Source organism: Janthinobacterium leeuwenhoeki, from assembly GCF_051380795.1.
Lineage (GTDB): Bacteria > Pseudomonadota > Gammaproteobacteria > Burkholderiales > Burkholderiaceae_D > Janthinobacterium.
In genome coordinates, this window is the sequence record NZ_JBNYXT010000013.1 from 74,842 (window position 1) to 93,835 (window position 18,994).

Annotated in this window: 16 protein-coding genes; 6 read left to right on the forward strand and 10 right to left on the reverse strand. The window is 62.1% G+C overall.

The features are described from left to right. Nucleotides 1-465 precede the first annotated feature (465 nt). Nucleotides 466-1,200, forward strand: a complete 735-nt coding sequence (locus ACQ4WS_RS12830) for a YceI family protein (protein ID WP_436476766.1) — start codon at nt 466-468, stop codon at nt 1,198-1,200. Here the strand turns inward: ACQ4WS_RS12830 and ACQ4WS_RS12835 are convergent. Then, nucleotides 1,163-1,792, reverse strand: a complete 630-nt coding sequence (locus tag ACQ4WS_RS12835; RefSeq protein ID WP_436476845.1) for a LysE family translocator — start codon at nt 1,790-1,792, stop codon at nt 1,163-1,165. The two genes, ACQ4WS_RS12830 and ACQ4WS_RS12835, sit on opposite strands and share 38 nt — an antisense overlap. Nucleotides 1,793-1,886: 94 nt before the next feature. Here ACQ4WS_RS12835 and ACQ4WS_RS12840 point away from each other — a divergent pair, with 94 nt between their 5' ends. After that, the gene (locus ACQ4WS_RS12840) at nt 1,887-4,850 is read left to right on the forward strand and encodes a hybrid sensor histidine kinase/response regulator (protein WP_436476768.1); all 2,964 of its coding nucleotides are present in this window, start codon (nt 1,887-1,889) and stop codon (nt 4,848-4,850) included. Nucleotides 4,851-4,914: 64 nt separating this feature from the next. Here ACQ4WS_RS12840 and ACQ4WS_RS12845 read toward each other — a convergent pair whose 3' ends face one another. Continuing rightward, entirely contained in the window at nt 4,915-8,070 is a 3,156-nt protein-coding gene (locus ACQ4WS_RS12845; protein ID WP_436476770.1) for an NAD(P)-binding protein, read from the reverse strand. A 202-nt stretch (nt 8,071-8,272) separates the two neighbouring features. On the opposite strand from ACQ4WS_RS12845, the gene ACQ4WS_RS12850 reads away from it, so the two are divergent. Continuing rightward, nucleotides 8,273-8,815 carry a phosphohydrolase gene (locus ACQ4WS_RS12850; RefSeq protein ID WP_436476772.1) on the forward strand — a complete coding sequence of 181 codons (543 nt, stop codon included), beginning with the start codon at nt 8,273-8,275 and terminating at the stop codon, nt 8,813-8,815. 362 nt (nt 8,816-9,177) lie between these two features. After that, nucleotides 9,178-9,777, forward strand: coding sequence for a response regulator (locus ACQ4WS_RS12855; RefSeq protein WP_436476774.1), 600 nt, complete (start codon nt 9,178-9,180; stop codon nt 9,775-9,777). A gap of 418 nt (nt 9,778-10,195) precedes the next feature. On the opposite strand, the gene ACQ4WS_RS12860 is transcribed toward ACQ4WS_RS12855, so the two are convergent. After that, nucleotides 10,196-10,417 carry a hypothetical protein gene (locus ACQ4WS_RS12860; RefSeq protein WP_436476776.1) on the reverse strand — a complete coding sequence of 74 codons (222 nt, stop codon included), beginning with the start codon at nt 10,415-10,417 and terminating at the stop codon, nt 10,196-10,198. A 221-nt stretch (nt 10,418-10,638) separates the two neighbouring features. Between ACQ4WS_RS12860 and ACQ4WS_RS12865 the strand changes: the two genes are divergently transcribed. Continuing rightward, nucleotides 10,639-11,232 carry a chromate transporter gene (locus tag ACQ4WS_RS12865; protein ID WP_436476778.1) on the forward strand — a complete coding sequence of 198 codons (594 nt, stop codon included), beginning with the start codon at nt 10,639-10,641 and terminating at the stop codon, nt 11,230-11,232. Continuing rightward, the gene (locus ACQ4WS_RS12870) at nt 11,229-11,813 is read left to right on the forward strand and encodes a chromate transporter (protein WP_436476780.1); all 585 of its coding nucleotides are present in this window, start codon (nt 11,229-11,231) and stop codon (nt 11,811-11,813) included. The genes ACQ4WS_RS12865 and ACQ4WS_RS12870 overlap by 4 nt, the downstream gene beginning before the upstream one ends. Nucleotides 11,814-11,979: 166 nt before the next feature. Here ACQ4WS_RS12870 and urtE read toward each other — a convergent pair whose 3' ends face one another. The 7 genes from urtE to ACQ4WS_RS12905 form a co-directional block, all read right to left on the reverse strand. Beyond that, nucleotides 11,980-12,678, reverse strand: a complete 699-nt coding sequence (gene urtE / locus ACQ4WS_RS12875) for an urea ABC transporter ATP-binding subunit UrtE (RefSeq protein WP_436476782.1) — start codon at nt 12,676-12,678, stop codon at nt 11,980-11,982. 2 nt (nt 12,679-12,680) lie between these two features. Further along, nucleotides 12,681-13,511 carry an urea ABC transporter ATP-binding protein UrtD gene (gene urtD, locus ACQ4WS_RS12880; protein ID WP_436476784.1) on the reverse strand — a complete coding sequence of 277 codons (831 nt, stop codon included), beginning with the start codon at nt 13,509-13,511 and terminating at the stop codon, nt 12,681-12,683. Then, entirely contained in the window at nt 13,508-14,623 is a 1,116-nt protein-coding gene (gene urtC, locus ACQ4WS_RS12885) for an urea ABC transporter permease subunit UrtC (RefSeq protein WP_436476786.1), read from the reverse strand. The genes urtD and urtC overlap by 4 nt, the downstream gene beginning before the upstream one ends. Then, complete coding sequence (gene urtB, locus ACQ4WS_RS12890) at nt 14,620-16,206, reverse strand: urea ABC transporter permease subunit UrtB (protein ID WP_436476788.1); 1,587 nt, start codon at nt 16,204-16,206, stop codon at nt 14,620-14,622. Before urtB ends, urtC begins: the two co-directional genes overlap by 4 nt. A 119-nt stretch (nt 16,207-16,325) precedes the next feature. Then, entirely contained in the window at nt 16,326-17,579 is a 1,254-nt protein-coding gene (gene urtA / locus ACQ4WS_RS12895; protein ID WP_436476790.1) for an urea ABC transporter substrate-binding protein, read from the reverse strand. A 201-nt stretch (nt 17,580-17,780) separates the two neighbouring features. Further along, complete coding sequence (locus ACQ4WS_RS12900; RefSeq protein ID WP_436476792.1) at nt 17,781-18,569, reverse strand: DUF4349 domain-containing protein; 789 nt, start codon at nt 18,567-18,569, stop codon at nt 17,781-17,783. 116 nt (nt 18,570-18,685) lie between these two features. Then, nucleotides 18,686-18,952, reverse strand: a complete 267-nt coding sequence (locus tag ACQ4WS_RS12905; protein WP_436476794.1) for a hypothetical protein — start codon at nt 18,950-18,952, stop codon at nt 18,686-18,688. Nucleotides 18,953-18,994: the final 42 nt, after the last annotated feature.

The window sequence follows — 18,994 nt, forward strand, 5'->3', positions numbered from 1 at the left end:
TGATTATATGAACAAGTAACAGTTCAAGCGTACGACAACAGTGACTTTTTTCTTTTCAACAAATAAATTAAATTATCTCGTTGGCATTTCACAACACATTCATCAAATTAATCGGGTGTCCAGGCGATATTCTATTTTCTGCAGCATACTTATCGGCTCGACATAGCACTTAAATTATCATTTATATAATTATGTGAAGCTATCAAATATGTAGTTTGTTTTTTTAAAGAAACTATTACTGCAAATTTTCACGCATTATTTCAATACGCATGCTCTTTCCATGAAAGGCAGCCCTGCAATTCAGTTCTGCACCCCCGCCCATTCACTCTCAAGCACCTGCTGTTAATACCAATCTCACTTCCTTCGCGCATTCCATCTATCGCGCCGATACCCGGATCGCTTACTATCTCCCCATTGCGCCCTGCGACACCACCGTTGCCATCCCTTTGCCAGGAGTCCTGATTGATGCCATCTGCCCACCGCCGCGCGCTGCTGGCCTGCGCCTGCGCCTTGCTCGCTGCCTGCACCCCGTTCGCCCCACCGCCCGCCGCCTCGCTGCCAGACTCGCCAGTAGCGGCGCGAGCCATGCAAGCCCCCGCGTGGCAACAGCTGGGCGTGCATCTGCTGTACATCGTCCCGCAAGAATCCCTGTTAACCATCACCGTGCGCCGCGGCGGCGCGCTGGCGCGGCTGGGGCATGACCATGTGATCGCCAGCCGCAGCCTGCAGGGCGTGGTGGCGCCTGCGCCGGGCCGCGCCGCCTTTCAGTTCCGGCTCGACGAGATGAGTGTGGATGAAGCAAGCTTGCGCCAGGCGGCCGGCCTGACGACGACGCCATCGGCCGACGCCATCGCCGGCACGCGCCACAACATGCTGCTGCGCGTGCTCGAGGCGGAACGCTATCCGTGGGTGCGCATCGAGGCCCGCCGCACGGGCAATGGCGAGGTGCTGGAGGCCGACATCACCCTGCATGGCGTGACGCGCACGCTGCAGCTGCCGGTGCGCATCGAACAAGCGGCCGATGGAAGCCACCTGCAGGCCAGCGGCAGCCTGCTGCTGAAACAGAGCGACTTCGGCATCGTGCCATTCGCCGTGCTGGGCGGCGCCATGGCCGTACAGGATCAGATGGAACTGGCGTTCCGCATTACCGCCCGGCAGGAAGTCAGCGCGCCAGGATCAGGCGCAAGCCCAGGCCGATGAAGATGCTGCCGGCCACGCGATCCAGCCACAGGCCGGCGCGCGGGCGGCGGTTGAGCCACAGGCCGACGGCGCCGGAAAAATAGCCGAGCAAGCCGAACAGCACGCAAGCCTGCGCCGTGAAGAGCAGGCCCAGCTGCGCCGTCTGCCAGCTGGCATTGCCCTGGCCCGCGACGATGAACTGCGGCAGGAAAGAGAGGAAAAACAGCACGACTTTCGGATTGATACTGTTGGCAAACAAACCCTTGCCGAACAGGCGCAGCAGCGATTCGTCGGGCAAGGCCGCCGCGCCATCGACTCTGGCGCCGCCACGGCTGCGCAAGGCGCCGATGCCTAGCCACACCAGGTACAGGCCGCCAGCCACTTTCAGCATGGTCAACGCCGTGGGCGAAGCGGCCAGCAGGGCCGACACGCCGATGGTCGCCAGCACGGTGTGCGTGAGGCAGCCGAGGGCGCAACCCAGGCCAAACGCCATGCCCTGGCGGCGCCCGCGCGACATGCCCACGCCCAGCACCATCAGATTGTCGGGGCCGGGGCTGGCGGTAATCAACACGGCGGCGGCCAGGAAGGCCAGGAACTGGTCGGGACTGAGCATGGAGGTCTCGCAGGCAAAAGGCGCCATGATACCGGAGGGCGAGCCATGCCGGCAGGACATGAAATTGTCCTGATGCCATCGAGAGTCGATTAAAATGCATCATCCACTGCAAACGGCGTTGCCGCCAGTTCCCGCGCGACCATCACCCAATCCATCGATGCCAGCCCACCCGCCCCCTTCCCGCCACCGCGCTCCCTCCCGCGTCTGCGCCTGGCTATGCGGCTGGCCGCTCCTGTTCAGCCTGCTGTTCAGCCTGTTGGGCTTGGCGGGCGCGGCGCAGGCAGCCCCCTTGCCCCTGGACAAGCAAGGCATCCGGCACCTGGGCAACGGTGGACAACTGTTTCTCGCCGCAAGTGACGCCGCGCCTGCCGATGCGGCCGCCCTGCCCGCCTGGCTGGCGCGCCAGCGCCCGGCCGGACAAGTCGACCTCTTCGGCGGCGCCTACTGGCTGCATGCGCAAGTGCGCAACGACAGCAGCGTCGCGGCCTGGGTCATCGACCCGAACGACACCCTGATCGACCTGGTCGACCTGCACGTGTATGGCCCCGGGCCGCAGACGGCGCCGCAGACCTTGCTGACAGGCTACCAGCGCCCGCACGAGTATTTGTTGCACTACGGCAGGAACGTGCAACTGGCGCCGGGCGCCACGTATGACATCCTGATCCGCTTTTCCAGCCCGTATTACGCGCGCGCGCCCCTGTTCGGCATGAAGACGCAGCAGGACTACCGTAAGCTGGTGGGCAAGGAAAACTTCCTGATGGTGGCGTCCATCGGCGCCCTGCTGGCGCTGGGCCTGTTTAATTTCTTCATCTTTTCCATCACCCTGGACAAAGCCTCGGCCTATTACGCGCTGTACGTACTGACCTATGGCCTGGCCTGGGCCATGACTTTCCACGTCTTTGCCGACTTGTTCGACTGGCACCTGCTGCAGCTGCATTACGTGCCGTTTTTCCTGCTGCCCGTCTTCAGCACCCTGTTCTACATGCATTTCCTGCACCTGCGCGACTACTCGCTCCTGCTGTACCGCATCAGCAAGGTCAACCTGGTGCTGCCCTTGCTGCTCTTGCCCAGCTGCTTCTTCGCCCTGTCGTATGCGCACACCCTGGCCACCATCGCCATCAGCATCTGGATGCTGCTGGCGCTCATCTGCGGCATCGTCGTCTGGCGCCGCGGCTACCAGCCGGCGCGCTTCTTCGTGCTGGCCTTCGTCGCCCTGATGCTGCCCGGCTTTCTGATCCTGCCGGCCAACCTGGGCCTGATGCCGGCCATGGTGGCCAACGCCCAGCTGGTGACACTGCTCGGCGGCACGCTTGACGGTTTGCTGCTGGCGTTTGCCCTGGCCGACCAGATCCGCCTGCTGCGCAACAATCTGGAACAGCGCGTGCAGGAGCGCACACTGGCGCTGACCCTCAGCAACAGCGCCCTGCTGAAGGCCAAGGAGCACGCGGAAGTGGTCAGCCGCCACCGCATCGATTTTCTGTCGGCCATGAGCCACGACATCCGCACGCCGCTGGCCGGCGTGATCGGCATGCTGAAATTCGCCCTGCGCGACCAGTCCGTCAAGGGCCGCACGCAGGAATACCTGCGCATCGGCCTGCACAATGGCGTCTCGCTCTTGACCATTCTCAACGACATCCTCGATTTCTCGAAGATAGACGCGGGCAAGCTGACCCTGGAAACCGTGGACTTCGACCTGCTGGCGCTGATCGGCGACGCGGCCGGCATCGTGCAGGGCCAGGCCGACGCCAAGAGCTTGCTGCTGCGCCGCGAACTGGCGCTGGACCTGCCGCGCTACGTGCGCGCCGACCCCACGCGCCTGCGGCAAATCCTCATCAACCTGCTGGGGAACGCGCTGAAATTCACGGCAAATGGCGAAGTGCTGCTGGAAGTGCGGCGCGCCCGCACACCGCCGCGCCACGATGGCCGCAGCAGCATCGAATTCATCATCAGCGATACGGGTCCCGGCATCGACGCCGATACCTTGCCGCGCTTGTTCCAGAAATTCGAGCAAGCCGACCATTCCACCACGCGCCGCTATGGCGGCACGGGCCTGGGCCTGGCCATCTGCAAGGAACTGGTCGAACTGATGGGTGGCACGATCGGCGTGGAAAGCCGCGTCGGCATCGGCTCGCGCTTCCATTTCACCTTGCCGCTGCATGACGGCAGCGCGCCGGCGGCCGACGCGCGCCGGCCGGCACACCAGGCGCGCCATACCTGCCGCCTGCGCATCCTGTGCGCCGAAGACGTGCGCACCAACCAGATCATCATCGGCACCCTGCTGGAAAGCATGGGCCATGCCGTGAGCATCGTCGAAAACGGGGAACAGGCGCTGCAGGCGCTGGGCACGGGCACCTACGACTGCGTGCTGATGGATGGCCGCATGCCGCGCATGGATGGCGAACAGGCCGCGCGCCTGATCCGCGACGGCGGCAACGCGCAATTCCCCATTCCCGACGCGCACATCCCCATCCTCGCGCTGACGGCCAACGCCAGCGAACATGACCGGCAACGCTACCTGGCCTGCGGCATGGACGACTTCCTCAGCAAGCCAGTCGACGAAGCACTGCTGTTCCAGAAAATCGCCGCCATCATCGACCTGCTGCTGGCGCGCGGCCATGCACTGCCGCCGGCCATGTCGACTGCGGACGATACCCTGGCGCGCCAGTTCGGCCTGGACGACGCCGACAGCACGGCACAGGCGGACACGCCGGCGCCGGCCGATCCCATGACGGCGCCCGTGCACATCCTGCCGCTGGCAGGCCTGTCGCCGCAGCACTTGCAGCGCATCGCGCAAGCGTTCCTGATGGAAGCGCCACGGCGCCTGGAACTGGCCTGCCACGCCGTGCGCGATGGCAACGCCAGCGCGGCCGCGGCCGCCTTCCACGCCTTGAAGGGCAGCGCCGGCTACCTGAGCCGCCCCACCCTGCACGGCCTGTGCCACCAGATGGAAACCCTGGCCTCGAATGGCCAACTCGAGAACGTGGAGCAGTTCCTGCCGCAGCTGCAGGCAGCGCTGGATGCGGCGCGGCGGGACCTGGAAGCTCAGCCCGCCGGCTGAACCATCCAGCCATGCGCCGGCAGCCAGGCTGGCCGGCAGGCGAACCGGATGCCGTGAAGCGCCATCAGGCCTGAAAATCCCTCTCGCCCTGGATCACGGCCGGATAACCCGTCATGGCGCGCGAGGTCTGCATGCCGGCCATCACGGCCGCCTCCACGCAGCCCGCATTGAGGCCCGTCTTGATCCAGTCGCCCGTCAGGAACAGATTGGAAAAGCCCGACTGGTCGGTGGCCAGCCGGTACTGCGTGCTGCCCACCACCGACATCACGTAGCGCTCGGACGGGTCGACGTTGGCGCGCCAGTACTGGCTGTCGAAGCGCGCCGGTCCCTCACCCTCCTTCGCATCGACCAGCCATTGCCACGGAAACGCACCGGGCGCGCCCGCCTCGGGCCACAGCGCGCCAATTTCGCGCTCCAGCTGGTGCACGGCGCCCTGCCTTGCCCTGGCCGCGCAGCGGGCCGGAAAGTCCGTGTCGGTGATGGGCGGGTAGCTGTCGACGGGGAAGGCGCTGCAAAAATACGAGACATTTTTCGGTTCCTGCCCCGCCGGCCAATCTTCGTGCGCCAATAATTGATCCATCGGCGCCCACGTGTCATACGGCTCCGTGAAGGCCGACAGCACCGGTTGCTGGCCTTTCGGCTGCGTGCTCCAGCCCATCTGCGCCAGGTCTTTGTTGAGCCACACCTGGTAAGCCTGCGTGGCCACGGTTTTCACCTTGTCGGCCGCCAGTTGCAGGGCCGGGCTTTGCGCCAGCAGTTGCGGGCACAGAGCCTGCAGCGAGCCGATGGAAATGCCGAACACCACCTTGTCGAAGTCGACGCCCTTCTTCAATACCGTGGCGGGCAGCGCGCGGCCGAACGCCTGCTGGTATTGCTGTGGCCAGCCGCTCCAATACGATTCCAGGTTGACTTCCTGTTCCTGCAGCAGCGCAGCTTGCGCTGGATCAAGCTGCGCGTAATCGGGCGCGCTGGGCCAGCAAGCCAGTCCCTTGACGTCCACCAGCGGCGCGTAGCCGGCGGCAGGGTCCTTCAATTGCACCTGCTGCGTGATGCGGATGCTATCGATGTCGCCGGCGCCCGGCACCAGTTCCTCCACGCGCTGGAAGAATTTGAACTCCACGCCCCTTTTTTTCAGCACTTGGTACAGGGGCGTGAAAATCGTGTCGCCCATGCCGGCCTGCATCTTGAACATGATGCCGCCCTTGTAGGCCAGGCCGATGCGCGCCATCGAGCGCAGCAAGGTGCCCGCCTCGATGTTCGGTTTCCCGAAATCGCCGCCCTCGTAGGCGAACACCAGATCATAGAAGCCGCGCACGGGCGCCGAATTGACGCTGAACTGCTCGTCGCCGCCATGTTTTTTCAGCCAGGCGCGGAAGTCGATATCGTTGATGACGTCAAAGCCGTGCTTGAACACGCCATCTTCGAACATGCCCTTCATGACCGTGATACCCAGGTCCAGGCAGGTGAACAGGCGGCGCAATTCATCGTCGCCGTCGATCAGGGCGCGGTAGCGCAGGCGCAGCCACGCGCGGATGCCGTTCAGGGTACTGGCCAGCAGCTGGTGGCGGGCCTGGTCGTGGCGCGTGGAGTCCGGCGCCAGGTCGGCCACCAGCGCCACCAGCGCGCCCACGGACAGGCCCACGTCGAGGCCCAGTTCATCGGCCTGCCCCACCACTTCATCGGCCAGACGGCGCAGCCAACCCGGCCACACGCCTTCGCCCTCGTCCTCGCCTGGCTGCGCGCTGGCGCGCACGATGCGCGCGTCGGCGTCCGCCACTTGCCGGATCTGGCGTATCCACTGCTCGATCCAGCCCACCATGGCGATGGCCATCTGCCACAGGGTGATGTCTTCGCCGCCCTCGCCCGGCTCGCCCGGCAAGGTGGGAAAGACGATGGACCAGTTGCGCCATTGCCCCTTGACGTCTTCCGACAAGGCCACGTAATCGTGCTGTTTAAAAGCGTCGCGCCAGGTGGCCAAAGGCGCGCCGGGCGGACGCTCCAGGCTGGCGTACGCTTCCTTGATCATCTTGAAGGCGTTCGCGTAGAAGCCGAACCAGATGTGCAAGCCGTGTTCCTCGATGCGCTGGCCAAGCTGCGCATTGCGCCCGCTGGCGCCCTTGCCACCCAGGCGCCAGCCCAGCTGGTAGACGGTGATGGCGTGCCGGTTTTGCCAGCCCGGCTGGTTTGTCAAATAATACGCGGTGGTCATGGCCGCCACGCCGCCGCCCAGGATGGCGATCTTTTCCGGCGCGATGCGGGAATTGTCGACCAGCTCCTCGCCCGGCATGGCCGTAAAGTCAAAGTTCACATTGAACGGCAGGATGGCCGCCTGCGGTCCCAGCTGCAAACCCAGGGTCTGGTCCAGCGGGAAGCTGTCGAAGGCATGCAAGGTGCATTCGTAATCGTAGCCGAGCAGGCGCGCGCTGTGCAGGCGGTTGATCTCGGCCGGCGCGGCCACCAGGGCCTGGTACACGGCTTTCACGCCCGCGCTGTCAGGGAATTGCTTGAGGAATATCTGGTCGATGCGGGGCTTGCGCAGCAAGGACAAAATATCGGCCCAGCCAGCCTGATCCATGTCGAAAAAATCCGGGATGGAGAGGAAAATCTTGAACGCTTGCTCGATGAGTTCGAGGAAACTGTTGACGGGTTTGTGCGGCCCCGTCTGCACGGTGGCGTTCACTTCCAGCAGCGGGTGCAAAGCCAGTTTCGTTTCCGGCGAAAAATGCTGGAAACCCTTGGCGGCCACGGAGCAACGCAGCGGCTCGCTGCCGGCGGCGGGAATCTCATAGTCGCACAGGTATTTCGGATAGCCAAACAGTTCGCGCCCGTTGATCAGGGCCATCGCGTCATCGACGAAAATATGGCACGGGTACCAATAGATATGCGCGAGCTTGCCCGCCGCATCCATCTCGCCGACCATGACCCAGGTGACGATATCGACTTCCGTGATCCAGCCCTTGGCCTGGTCGACGGGGTTGGCGGAGTCCGCATGGTTGACGCGCGTAAACGTCAGCATCACGTACGGCGAAAGGGCTTTCAGGGTCATCTTGCTGCCCGCCACCTGGTTCAGGGTGGTGTTGACGGTCGCTTGCAGTTTCGCCAGGTCGCCCCGGACGAAATAGCCGTACATTTCCGACTGTTTCAATTGCAGCGGCGCGTGCATCAGCACCGAACCGCCCTGATAGATATACGAAGGTCTTGCCGAAGGTATCGCCGTCATTGCCCTGTCCCCCTATTTAAGTTTCAGACAAACAAGATTGCTACAGTGTGTGAGAAAGATCAATGAATGATATGAAATAAATGAAAGGATTTGCCAAGATGCATAGGCTCAGCAGGGAAGCGAAAAGTACAAGCGAAAGGCAAGTGGCGGCCATCCGGTGTAGGATGGATCATCCGTGCAAAGCAGGCGAGCTAACCCAGAAATGATTACTACCGACTACGTATCGACCTATTCAGGCAACCGTTTTTACCCCTTGCGCCCGCATATAGACAAGGTCGCCATCGAAGACATCGCCCACGGCCTGGCTTATCAGTGCCGCTTCAATGGACAGACGCAAGTGTTTTACTCGGTTGCCCAGCACAGCCTGATCGTCGCCGGGCTGGTGCCGCCCCACTTGCGCCTGGCCGCCCTGCTGCACGACGCGGCCGAAGCCTACCTGGGCGACATGGTGAAACCCTTGAAAGTATTGCTGCCGGAATTTGGCGTGCTGGAAGACAAGGTCAGCGCCATCATCGCCGCCACGTATGGCCTGGACTTTTCCGATTACGCGCCCATCAAGCGGGCCGACCTGATCGCGCTGGCCACGGAAAAGCGCGACTTGATGCCGCACTCGGCGGAACGCTGGGCTTACCTTGACGGCATCGCCCCCTTGCCCGGTATAATCGAAGCCATGGGTCCGGCCGAAGCCAAGCAGCGCTTCCTGCATGCCTTTGCCCAACTGGGCGGGCTTGGGCTGGCGGCATGAACAGGTCGCCGCGGCCTGACGAACGGGCGCTAAGCCCCGGTTTTTGCACGGCTTTTTTAGATATCCACAGCAACTGTGGATAAAGTTGTTGATAAACCCCTCTTGACAAGCCGCAACGCCAGCATTGATGCGGGTTTCAATAATTTGCCGTTTTCACAGGCAATTTTTTATCCCAATGAAATCAATGACTTGCAATCATACATTTACGCTGGTGCAAACTTACTCTGCCACCATGAAAATATATTTTTGCTGTGCATAAGCAGTCCCGGCGCCAGGCCATCTTGCTTGACAGCATTGTTTTGACAAACCCCGCAGACTGGCATAGTGTGGAGTAGCGAGTACGATCAACGGTGGATAAACGCATGAATATGGATAGCGATAGCACCGCCAAGGGGGCGGATGAACCGGACTGGCTGGTCGACGAACCGCTGGAACGGGAAGATGCGGCGGCAGAACCTGCCACCGCGGCGCCTTGGCGCGTGCTGATTGTCGATGACGATGTCGACGTGCACGTGGTAACCAAGTTCGCCCTCAGCCAGGCCAGTTTCCAGGGTCGCAGGCTAAGCTTTTTGCACGCGTATTCGGGCGCCGAGGCGCTGGCCTTGTTGCGCAGCACACAAGATATCGCCGTGGTGCTGCTTGATGTCATCATGGAAACCCAGGATGCCGGTCTGCAAGTGGCGCGCCAGGTACGCGAAGATCTGCACAACAGTGCCGTGCGCATCATCCTGCGTACGGGCCAGCCCGGCCAGGCGCTGGAACACCGCATCATCATCGACTACGATATCAACGATTTCTGGTGCAAGACCGACCTCACCACGCGCAAGTTGTTTACCACCGTGATCGCCTCGCTGCGCACCTATGCAACCTTGCGCGAGGCGCAGCAACAGGTCACCGAACTGGCTGCCGCCCTGGCCCAGTGCGGCGACACGCCAGCGGCGCCGGCCGGCGGCACGCCCTGACCATCCACCGCTACTTTCAGTCATAAAAATCAGAGCACTGGATAGGCATACAGGCTTGTGGAATATCCCCCTTTTGGCGCATCTTGCCAGCCGATTGCATGGGCTGGCCGGCTTTCATTTCCTAAGTGGCGGATTGTTAAGCGCTTTTTCAGATATCCACACGGACTGTGGATATCTTTGTGGATAAGGGCCTATTGACAGGCCTCAAAGCCACAGCCCGTGCGGCTTTCAATAGACTGCTCAATCAAACAGCAAAAATAAAATTCATTAAAATCAATCACTTACAAACTCACACATAATCACAAGAAAATTATTTCGTCAATTTCCTTAGCCCATCATTTGTGCATAACTGAGCCGTGATGATCAATCCGACAACAGCGGATCGCGGCCGCCGGCAACACAGTTGCCGTGCAGATACTCAATGCATGGTCTGGCGGCGCTGCTCCGGATGCAGTAGCACGCGCTCGATCAGTTCCGGGGCGACATTGTATGACTTCAGGTATTCCAGCGCGCACAAGGTACTGAAGGCCGCCTGCACGGCGATGCCCAGATTGACGATATCGCACATCTTCTGGTCGACCCGGACATGCAGCGCCACGGTTTTGGCGGGCATATGCAGCGTTTCTGTGGAATGAGGCATGATGAGCAACTCCTGGGAAGGGGGACGGAGGGAGGGAGACGGCGTAGCGGTGCGAACCGCGCCAGCACGGACAGGGACAGCGGTCATGTAGCCGATAAAAGTATTGCCGATAAACTCACGAAGTCAATGGCAGGAAAACATGAGCCACGGTTTTTTTCTTGCAGGCACAAGCGCAGCCGAAAGCGATGGACAAGCGCAATCGGCCACGGCGATAATCAACCATGTCCGCGCCTCCCCCTTCCTCACTTACGCCCGACCCGCCCCGCCCGCAGCCCGCCTCGCTGGCCGACCTGTTCTTCTCGTTCACCTGGCTTGCCCTGCAAGGCTTTGGCGGCGTGCTGGCCGTGATCCAGCGCGAGATGGTCGAGCGCAAGCGCTGGCTGACGCAAGAGGAATTCCTGGAAGACTGGGCCGTGGCGCAAATCATGCCCGGGCCGAATGTCGTCAACCTGTCGCTGATGGTGGGCGGGCGCTATTTCGGTTTGCAAGGCGCGCTGACGGCGCTGGCCGGCATGCTGGCCGTGCCCCTCCTCATCGTGCTCGTGCTGGGCGTGCTGTACACGCGCTTTGGCGACAACCCGCAGATGGCGGGCGCCCTGCGCGGCATGGCCGCCGTCTCGGCCGGCATGATCGCCGCCACGGGCGTGAAGCTGGCGAGCGCGCTGACCAAGCATCCGCTGCCTTTGTGGCTGACCCTGTCCATCACCGTACTGGGCGTGCTGATGGTGGCGGTCTTGCGCTGGCCCCTGCTGTACATCCTGCTGGGCCTGGGCGGCATCGGCTGCCTGCTGACCTATCGAAAGCTGTCCTCATGAATCCGCCCTTGCAACTGGTGTTGAGCGCGGGCGACTGGCTGAACCTGTTCGGCCACTACCTGATGCTGTCGCTGATGTCGATCGGCGGCGCCATTTCCACCACCTCCGAAATGCACCGCTTCCTCGTCGAGCAACATGGCTGGCTGACCCAGGCGCAATTCAATGAATCGATCGCCATCGCCCAGGCCGCACCGGGCCCGAACGTGCTGTTCGTCGCCCTGATGGGCTGGAACGTGGGCATGAATGCGGGCAGCTACACGGCCGCCTACCTGGGCGTGCTGGTGACCATGGTGGGCATCATGCTGCCCAGCACCACCCTCACCTACGTGGCGGCCCAGTGGGGCTACCGCAACCGCGACCTGCGCCCCGTGCGCGCCTTCAAGCAAGGCATGGCGCCCATCGTCGTCGCCCTCTTGATTTCCACCGGCATGATACTGGGCGGCGCCAACCACGACATCCGCACGGACTGGCCCCTGTGGTGCCTGTCCATCGTGGCGGGCCTCATCATCTGGCGCACGAAGATCCATTTATTGTGGCTGCTGGCGGCCGGCGCCGTGCTGGGCTGGTTCCAGCTGGTTTAGTACGCCTATCAAAACCTACTGCGCGTCGTAATTTGCGGCCTGCGATGCTCACTGGCTCGGCGCCCCCGTACCTTCGTACAGTTGCGCTTCTCGAGCCAACGGGGGCGCCGAGCCTTCCTTCCGCTCGCTACCGTTTTGTTAGGCGTTGTTAAGCCAGTTATTAAGCCTACACGGCCAAATGGCGCTTCACCTCGTCGCCATCCATCTGCGCCGCCGGTCCGCTGGCGACGACACTGCCGCGCGACAGGACGATGAATTCGTCGGCCAATTCGCGGGCAAAATCAAAATACTGTTCGCACAGCACGATGGCCATGTCGCCGCGCTGCTTTAACAACGCAATGACCCTGCCGATATCCTTGATGACGGAGGGCTGGATGCCTTCCGTCGGTTCGTCGAAAATGATCAGCTGCGGCTCGGCCAGCAGGGCGCGGGCGATGGCCAGCTGCTGCTGTTGCCCGCCGGACAAATCGCCGCCGCGCCGCTGCAGCATCTCCTTGAGCACCGGAAACAATTCATACACGTGGGGATCGATGCGCGCAGCTTGCCGGCCACGCTTGCTCGCCATGCCCATCAGCAAGTTTTCCTCGACCGTCAGGCGCGCAAAGATGTCGCGTCCCTGCGGCACATACGCCATGCCCAGCTTTGCCCGCGCATGCGGCGCCAGCCTGGTGATGTCGCGCCCATGGAACAGCACCGTGCCCTGCGCCACGGGCAGCACGCCCATCAGGCATTTCAACAAGGTCGTCTTGCCCACGCCATTGCGACCCAGCAAGGCCAGGCATTCGCCCTTGCGCGCCGACAAATTGATCCCGCGCAAAGTGTGCGAGGAGCCATAGTATTGATTCAATTGTTCGACTTCCAGCATGGTTACCTTCCCAGATAGACTTCGATGACGCGCTCGTCGGCCTGCACCTCGTCCATGCGGCCCTGCGCCAGCACGGCACCTTCATGCAGCACGGTGACGATGCCTTGCTGGGCAATGTCCGTGACGAAACCCATGTCGTGCTCGACCACCATGATGGAATGCTTGCCACGCAATTCATTGAGCAATTCCGCCGTCCGCGCCGTTTCTGCATCCGACATGCCGGCCACCGGCTCATCGAGCAGTATCAGCTGCGGCTCCTGCATCAACAACATGCCGATTTCCAGCCACTGCTTTTGCCCGTGCGACAGCAAGCCGGCCGGCCGCGCCTCCTGGCCGTTGAGGCGTATCAAACGCAAGATCGCTTCGATCCTGCCTGCCTGCTCGGACGTCAGGCGCGCAAACATTGTGGGCGCCACGCGCTTGTCCATCTTCATCGCCAGTTCCAGGTTATCGAACACCGTGTGCTGCTCGAACACGGTGGGGCGCTGGAACTTGCGGCCGATGCCCGCGTGGGCGATTTGCGCTTCCGTCATCGTCGCCAGATTCATGGTCTGGCCGAACCAGGCCGTGCCGGACGTGGGCCGCGTCTTGCCCGTGATGACATCCATCATCGTCGTCTTGCCCGCCCCGTTAGGGCCGATGATGCAGCGCAATTCGCCCACGGAAATATCCAGGCTCAGCTTGTTGATGGCCTTGAAGCCGTCAAACGACACGCTGATGTCTTCCAGGTACAAAATGGCGCCATGCGTCGTATCGACGCCCTCGCCTTTCACGCGCGAATAGGTGGCGCCCGCTTCCGCGCTGGCCATGCCGGGCAACATGCGGATGCTCATGTGGCCTCCTCTGCCACGACGGCCTTGCGTTTGAGCTTGTTTAACACGCCCAGCATGCCCTGCTGCATGAACAGGGTGACGACGATGAACAGCAAGCCCAGCGCGAACAGCCACAGTTCCGGCAAGGCGGCCGTAAACCAGCTTTTCAAGCCGTTGACGGTGAAGGCGCCCAGGATGGGGCCGATCAGGGTGCCGCGTCCGCCCACGGCCACCCACACGACCATCTCGATGGAATTGGCCGGCGACATTTCGGACGGGTTGATGATGCCCACTTGCGGCACGTACAAGGCGCCGGCGATGCCGCACAGCACGGCCGACAAGGTCCACACAAATAACTTGAACCACAGCGGGTTGTAGCCGAGGAACATCAGGCGCGCTTCGCTGTCGCGCACGCCCTGCAACACCCGGCCCAGCTTCGAGCGGACGATGGCGCGCGCGCCGATCAAGGCCGCCAGCAGGAAGGTGAGCGTCAGCAGGAACAGTACGGCCCGGGTGGCGGGTGCCGTGATGCTATGGCCGAGGATAGTCTTGAAATCCGTGAAACCGTTGTTGCCGCCAAAGCCGGTGTCATTGCGGAAGAACAAGAGCATGAAAGCATACGTCATCGCTTGCGTGATGATGGAAAAATACACGCCCTTGATGCGCGAGCGAAATGCGAAATAACCAAACACGAAGGCCAGCACGCCCGGCACCAGCACGACGAGAGCCATGCAGTACCAGAAATGTTCCGTGAAGGCCCAGTACCACGGGTAGGTTTTCCAGTCGAGAAAGATCATGAAGTCGGGCAAGCTGCTGTGGTACTGGCCCTGGTCGCCGATGGCGCGCATCAGATACATGCCGTGCGCATACGCGCCCAGGGCAAAGAAGACGCCGTGCCCCAGCGAGAGGATGCCCGTGTAGCCCCAGACGAGGTCCAGCGCCAGCGCGGCCAGCGCGTAGCACATGAACTTGCCCACCAGCGCCACCGTGTAGGCGGACACGTGCAGCGCATGCCCTTCGGCAAACGCCAGATTAAAGATCGGCAACAGCACCGCCAGCACCGTACATGCGGCAATCGCCAGCCAGACGGGGCGCGTGAACAGACCCTGCTTGGATTGATGGGAGGTTTTCATTCGACGCTGCGTCCCTTCATGGCAAACAGGCCCTGCGGCCGGCGCTGGATAAAGATGATGATGAATACCAGAATGGCGATCTTCGCCAGCACGGCGCCCGCCACCGGTTCGAGGAATTTGTTCACTTCACCCAGTCCCAGCGCGGCGATCACGGTGCCGGCCAGCTGGCCCACGCCGCCCAGCACCACTACCATGAAGGAGTCGACGATGTAGCTTTGGCCCAGGTCCGGCCCCACATTGCCCAGTTGCGACAGGGCCACGCCGCCCAACCCGGCGATGCCGGAACCAAGGCCGAAGGTCAGCATGTCCACCTTGCCCGTGGCCACGCCCACGCAATCGGCCATGCGGCGGTTTTGCGTAACGGCGCGCACGAACAGACCCAGGCGCGTCTTGTTCAAAATCAACCACACGGCCACGACGACGACGATGGCAAAGGCAATGATGGCCAGGCGGTTGTACGGCAACACGAGGCCGCCCAGTACGGTCACGCCGCCCGACATCCAGGCCGGATTGGCCACTTCCACGTTTTGCGCGCCGAAGATCGTACGCACAGCCTGCATGAGGATCAGGCTGATGCCCCAGGTGGCCAGCAGGGTTTCCAGCGGCCGGCCATACAACCAGCGAATCACCGTGCGTTCCAGCGCCACGCCCACCAGTCCGGCAACAAGAAAGGCGGCCGGTAGCGCGGCCAGCAGGTAGGCATCCTGCAGGCCGGGCAGATAGCTGCGGAAGAACAACTGGCACAGGTAGGTCGTGTAAGCGCCTATCATCAGCAATTCGCCGTGCGCCATGTTGATGATGCCCATCAAGCCAAACGTGATGGCCAGCCCCAGCGCGGCCAGCAACAGCACGCTACCCAGCGAAATGCCGTAAAACACATTGCCGGCCAATTCCATGCGCGCCACTCTGCCCTTGATCTGGCGCATGGTCTCGATGGCGGCCAGCTGCACGGCTTCATCGGGCTCGCCATCCTTTTCCAGCATGGCTTGCAGCACGGGCAGCAAGCGCGCATCGCTGCTGCCCGCCAGCGCCTGCACGGCGGCCTTGCGCGTGGCCGCATCGGGCGCATGCAGGTTGGCGCTGGCGACCAGCACCTGCAATATCTGCGTAATTTCAGCATCGCTTTCCTGCGCCAGCGCGGTGCGGATCAAAGGGATTTGCGCGGGATCAAGGGATTGCTGCAGCGCCTGCGCAGCGGCCAGGCGGACGCCGCGCTCGGGCGCCAGCAGTTTCAACCCCGACAAGGCCCCCGCCACCGCCGAGCGCAAGCGGTTGTTGACCATCAGGCCATCGATGCCGTCCGGCAGCGGCACGCTCTTGCTGATCGCCGGGTCGTAAGCTTGCTCGCCGTCGACGATGTACACCTGGCCGTCGGGTGTCGCATATAACTGATCGTCCTGCAAGGCTTGCAGCACGCGGGCGGCCTCGGGCGTGGCCAGGGCGGCGATCTGGGCGACGGCGGCGACCCTTGTGTCGGGGTCGTCGCCGGATAGGGGTTTCAGCAGGTCGACAGGGATGGCTGCCTGCGCCAGCGAGGATAAAAACAGGCAGGCGAGGACTAGCAGTTTGGGGAGGAGCTGCATTCTAAGTTCCTGGTAAGAGCACCACGAGAAGCGTTGAACCCCGAACAGATACCGGGGTCGGACCCTGAGGGTCCGCCCCCAGTCCTTTGCCTCTGGGGTTTAATAAAACAACGCGGCGCCTACAGCTTTTGCTTGCCCTCATTACCCTTGATAAACGGGCTCCACGGCTGGGCACGGATCGGTTCCTTGGTTTTCCACACGACATTGAATTGCCCATCGGCCTTGATCTCGCCGATCATCACGGGCTTGTGCAAGTGATGGTTGGTCGGGTCCATGGTCAAGGTGAAGCCCGATGGTGCTTTCATGCTCTGGCCAGCCATGGCGGCGATCACCTTGTCCGTGTCCGTCGATTTCGCCTTTTCCACGGCTTGCGCCCACATGTGGATGCCGACATAGGTCGCTTCCATCGGGTCGTTCGTCACCACCGAACCCGCGTTCGGCAACTTTTGCGCCACGGCATACGTTTTCCACTGCTTGATGAAGGCCGTGTTGACGGGATTCTTGACGGATTCAAAATAATTCCACGCCGCCAGATGACCCAGCAAGGGCTTGCTATCGATGCCGCGCAGCTCTTCCTCGCCCACGGAAAACGCGACGACGGGCACGTCCGTGGCTTTCAAGCCCGCATTGCCCAGTTCCTTGTAGAACGGCACGTTGGAATCGCCATTGATGGTGGAAATGACGGCCGTCTTGCCGCCTGTCGAAAACTTCTTGATGTTGGCGACGATGGTTTGATAATCGGCATGGCCGAGCGGCGTGTAGACCTCGCTGATATCGCTATCCTTGACGCCTTTGCTTTTCAGGAAGGCCCGCAGTATCTTGTTGGTGGTGCGCGGATACACGTAATCCGTGCCCAGCAGCACGAAGCGCTTGGCGCCGCCGCCATCCTTGCTCATCAGGTATTCCACGGCGGGTATCGCCTGCTGGTTCGGCGCGGCGCCCGTATAAAACACATTCTTTTCCAGCTCCTCGCCTTCGTATTGCACCGGGTAAAACAGCAGGCTGTTGAGTTCCTTGAACACGGGTAAAACCGACTTGCGCGAGACAGACGTCCAGCAGCCGAACACCACGGCAACCTTGTCCTGCGCCACAAGCTGGCGCGCTTTTTCCGCAAACAAGGGCCAGTTCGACGCGGGGTCGACGACGACGGCTTCCAGTTTCTTGCCCAGCACGCCGCCCTTGGCATTGATCTCGGCGATCGTCATCAGCGCCACATCTTTCAGCGACGTTTCGGAAATGGCCATGGTGCCCGACAGGGAGTGCAAGATGCCCACCTTGATGGTGTCGGCGGCCAGGGCCGCCTGCATGGTGGTGTACGTGGCCAGGGCCAGGGCGCCGGCGGCGGCCGCTTTCAGGATGATGCGTCGTGACATGGGGACTCCTGTGATGAGTTCGTGGGGGTCGGGCTGGGCCTGCGAAGTTGTTAAAGCAGAATGCATGCCAGCGCCGGCAGGCGTGCGCCATGGTGCATGCGGCTCTCGCCGCACGAAAAAAAAACCTGGTTGCACAAGGACTGTGCAGCCAGGTTTCAAATTGCCGTAAAACGGTGCGCCGAAGAAGTTACTCCATACGCATCAATCCTTGCGCGGCAGGCCTCTCAAGCGGCGCCAGCCCTTGCGTCCCAGCGGGAACAGCAGCACGAAAGCGATCAGCCACGGCAGGATGTACGCCATGGCCGTGATGGCGTTGGCCACGCCTTCCGACAGGTTTTCCGTGAAATTGCCCAGCGCGCGCTTGACGGGCCGCCAGAACGATTGCCGGCCTTCGGCGCTGATGGCCACGTTCAGCAAGTCCGTATCGATGCGCTGCATCAACAACGCATTGGCCGCCGTCGCCTGCTCCAGTTCCACTTGCACGGTCGCCAGCTCCTTGGTCACCTTGATCAGGGCGTCGACGTTCGTGCCCGAGCGCTTTTCCAGGTCTTGCAGCTGGGCTTGGTACTGCTTGAGCATTTCCAGGCGTTTCTTGCTGTCGAGCACAGGACGGCCCAGGTCTTCCACCTTGGTGCCCTGGCTGGTGATGTCGCCTCCGGCCGCGACCAGCGCGACCAGCTTCTTGATGCCGGCCGGCTTGGCGCGCATGCTGATGCGCGCGTGCACGTAGCGGCCGCTGTCGACGCTCGAATCGAGCAACAGACAGACATTGTCCGTATCGGCCTTGCAGGCGGCGACCACTTTTTCATACAGGGGCCGCACTTGCGCTTCATTCGTATCGACGCCGACATTATGTTCATAGGCAAGAAAGTCGCTGCCCTTTTCCTTGCCGTCGAGACGCGCGGCACTCGATTGCCCGCCGCTCTCGCCCTTGCTGCCGCAGCCGGCCAACAGCATCAGGCCGATCAGGCTGATATAGATTTTTTTCATGATTTCTTTCTCTGGATTATTTACTCAACGGTAGCATCTCGACATCGGGCAGATGCGCCGCCACGTCCTGCACGGTCGCCTGGCAGGTCAGGGACGCGACCACCTGCGGCAACGGTTCAGTCCGGATGGTCGCTGTCGATATACAGGCAGCTGGCTAGATATATGGAAAAGTCGGGGGAAAAATCGGTGGACATGGCATCGAGGTCATGCGAAAAGATAATGCGCGATTCTAGTCGAAGCGGCACGAAATCGAGCGTTTCCTTGCGCAGGAACAAAGAAAATCCACGCCTCAGGCAGGCTGGACGGGAGGCGGCGGCTTTGGCGGCAGCCCGGTAGCTGGTATCATGCGGGCAAACGCAGCCCGCGATATTGGCGCGGCACATGCACTACCCTGCGAAGCGGCCCTGCCCTCCGGCGCGCCGCCG

What these genes read in the sequence shown, in the direction of transcription:
- ACQ4WS_RS12830 (WP_436476766.1), top strand. Translation starts at nt 466, where the DNA reads ATGCCATCTGCCCACCGCCGCGCGCTGCTGGCCTGCGCCTGCGCCTTG.
- ACQ4WS_RS12835 (WP_436476845.1), bottom strand. Translation starts at nt 1,792, where the DNA reads ATGCTCAGTCCCGACCAGTTCCTGGCCTTCCTGGCCGCCGCCGTGTTG.
- ACQ4WS_RS12840 (WP_436476768.1), top strand. Translation starts at nt 1,887, where the DNA reads ATGCATCATCCACTGCAAACGGCGTTGCCGCCAGTTCCCGCGCGACCA.
- ACQ4WS_RS12845 (WP_436476770.1), bottom strand. Translation starts at nt 8,070, where the DNA reads ATGACGGCGATACCTTCGGCAAGACCTTCGTATATCTATCAGGGCGGT.
- ACQ4WS_RS12850 (WP_436476772.1), top strand. Translation starts at nt 8,273, where the DNA reads ATGATTACTACCGACTACGTATCGACCTATTCAGGCAACCGTTTTTAC.
- ACQ4WS_RS12855 (WP_436476774.1), top strand. Translation starts at nt 9,178, where the DNA reads ATGAATATGGATAGCGATAGCACCGCCAAGGGGGCGGATGAACCGGAC.
- ACQ4WS_RS12860 (WP_436476776.1), bottom strand. Translation starts at nt 10,417, where the DNA reads ATGCCTCATTCCACAGAAACGCTGCATATGCCCGCCAAAACCGTGGCG.
- ACQ4WS_RS12865 (WP_436476778.1), top strand. Translation starts at nt 10,639, where the DNA reads ATGTCCGCGCCTCCCCCTTCCTCACTTACGCCCGACCCGCCCCGCCCG.
- ACQ4WS_RS12870 (WP_436476780.1), top strand. Translation starts at nt 11,229, where the DNA reads ATGAATCCGCCCTTGCAACTGGTGTTGAGCGCGGGCGACTGGCTGAAC.
- urtE (WP_436476782.1), bottom strand. Translation starts at nt 12,678, where the DNA reads ATGCTGGAAGTCGAACAATTGAATCAATACTATGGCTCCTCGCACACT.
- urtD (WP_436476784.1), bottom strand. Translation starts at nt 13,511, where the DNA reads ATGAGCATCCGCATGTTGCCCGGCATGGCCAGCGCGGAAGCGGGCGCC.
- urtC (WP_436476786.1), bottom strand. Translation starts at nt 14,623, where the DNA reads ATGAAAACCTCCCATCAATCCAAGCAGGGTCTGTTCACGCGCCCCGTC.
- urtB (WP_436476788.1), bottom strand. Translation starts at nt 16,206, where the DNA reads ATGCAGCTCCTCCCCAAACTGCTAGTCCTCGCCTGCCTGTTTTTATCC.
- urtA (WP_436476790.1), bottom strand. Translation starts at nt 17,579, where the DNA reads ATGTCACGACGCATCATCCTGAAAGCGGCCGCCGCCGGCGCCCTGGCC.
- ACQ4WS_RS12900 (WP_436476792.1), bottom strand. Translation starts at nt 18,569, where the DNA reads ATGAAAAAAATCTATATCAGCCTGATCGGCCTGATGCTGTTGGCCGGC.
- ACQ4WS_RS12905 (WP_436476794.1), bottom strand. Translation starts at nt 18,952, where the DNA reads ATGTGCCGCGCCAATATCGCGGGCTGCGTTTGCCCGCATGATACCAGC.